Consider the following 1,075-nt stretch of genomic DNA (forward strand, 5'->3'; position numbering starts at 1 on the left):
GCACGGCGTGCCGGTACGCGGCGGCCAGCAGATGCGATCCCAGCGCCTCGAGCTCGGCCTTGAGCATGCCGGCCGCGCTCTCGGGCTTGGTCGACTTCAACGAGTTCGAGCACACGAGCTCGGCGCACGCACCGGTGGCGTGCACGGGCGTGGGCGTGCCGGGGCGCATCTCCACGAGGCGCACGCGGAAGCCGCGGTCGGCAAGCTGGAGCGCCGCCTCGCTTCCCGCGAGGCCGGCGCCGAGTATGGTCACGTTGTCAGACATGCCTGCAAGGATACCAAACCTCGGAGCCATGGGAAACGGCGGGCGAGAAAAACCGGCGGATCGCCGGAGGGGGCGCTACGTACCGAGCGCGTCCGGCGGGCGCCGGGCGCAGCCGGCGAGAAGCGGGCGCGGCCCGCGCCGCTACCCGACAGGCGTGCTGAACTCGTACAGGGCCTCGGGGTACACTTCCTGGCCTTCAGGCCATCCAAGGGCCAAGCCCCCGTCGATGATGCGCACCTGCGCGAAGTACCGCTCTTCCGCCAAGCGTCCGTACGATCCGCCGCAGTCGATAAACGGGGCGGCGTCGAAAAGACGCCTCTCCCCCGTTTCGAACTCGAGCAGAAGCTCGCTTCCGCCCCTCGGCTCGACCTTCGTCAAGTCGGGCTGGCTTTTGCCCATCCCGCAGGCAACCTCGTCGACCAAGACCGGCTCCCCCATGAGCACGCCACCGCCTTCCTATCGCAACGGATCGATCTTGAAAGCATCGAGCCCCTCCGAGAGGAGCTTCCAGTCGGCCTCGAGCTCTTCCCTATGAAGGACGACCCATGCCCTAAGCAGCGTCAGCTTCCTCGGCGGGAGATACCCGTCGAGCACCTCGCCCTCGAAATCGAGCGAGCAGCTGAACTCCGCATAACGGGCGTGGACATGCGGTGCGTGATGCTTTCCCGCCGACTCATTATACATGATGACCACTATGCCGAAGAACATGGAGATCGTCGCCATCTCGCCCCCTCCTTCCGCCTTTCCGCTCATCCACCGATGCGATGCCCCTCACCCCGCCGGCCCCCAGCGGCCGTCGGGGTAGCGGGC

3 protein-coding genes are annotated in these 1,075 nt (G+C 67.3%); all 3 read right to left on the reverse strand.

The window, feature by feature from the left end; genetic code table 11:
* Positions 1-265 (reverse strand): FAD-dependent oxidoreductase (locus tag GPA_RS02585; RefSeq protein ID WP_156791115.1); only part of this gene is annotated, 265 nt, incomplete at its 3' end.
* A 141-nt stretch (positions 266-406) separates the two neighbouring features.
* Positions 407-703, reverse strand: coding sequence for a DUF2442 domain-containing protein (locus GPA_RS02590; RefSeq protein WP_015538850.1), 297 nt, complete (start codon positions 701-703; stop codon positions 407-409).
* An 18-nt stretch (positions 704-721) separates the two neighbouring features.
* Positions 722-988, reverse strand: a complete 267-nt coding sequence (locus tag GPA_RS02595; RefSeq protein WP_041238851.1) for a DUF4160 domain-containing protein — start codon at positions 986-988, stop codon at positions 722-724.
* Positions 989-1,075: the final 87 nt, after the last annotated feature.

Source organism: Gordonibacter pamelaeae 7-10-1-b, from assembly GCF_000210055.1.
Lineage (GTDB): Bacteria > Actinomycetota > Coriobacteriia > Coriobacteriales > Eggerthellaceae > Gordonibacter > Gordonibacter pamelaeae.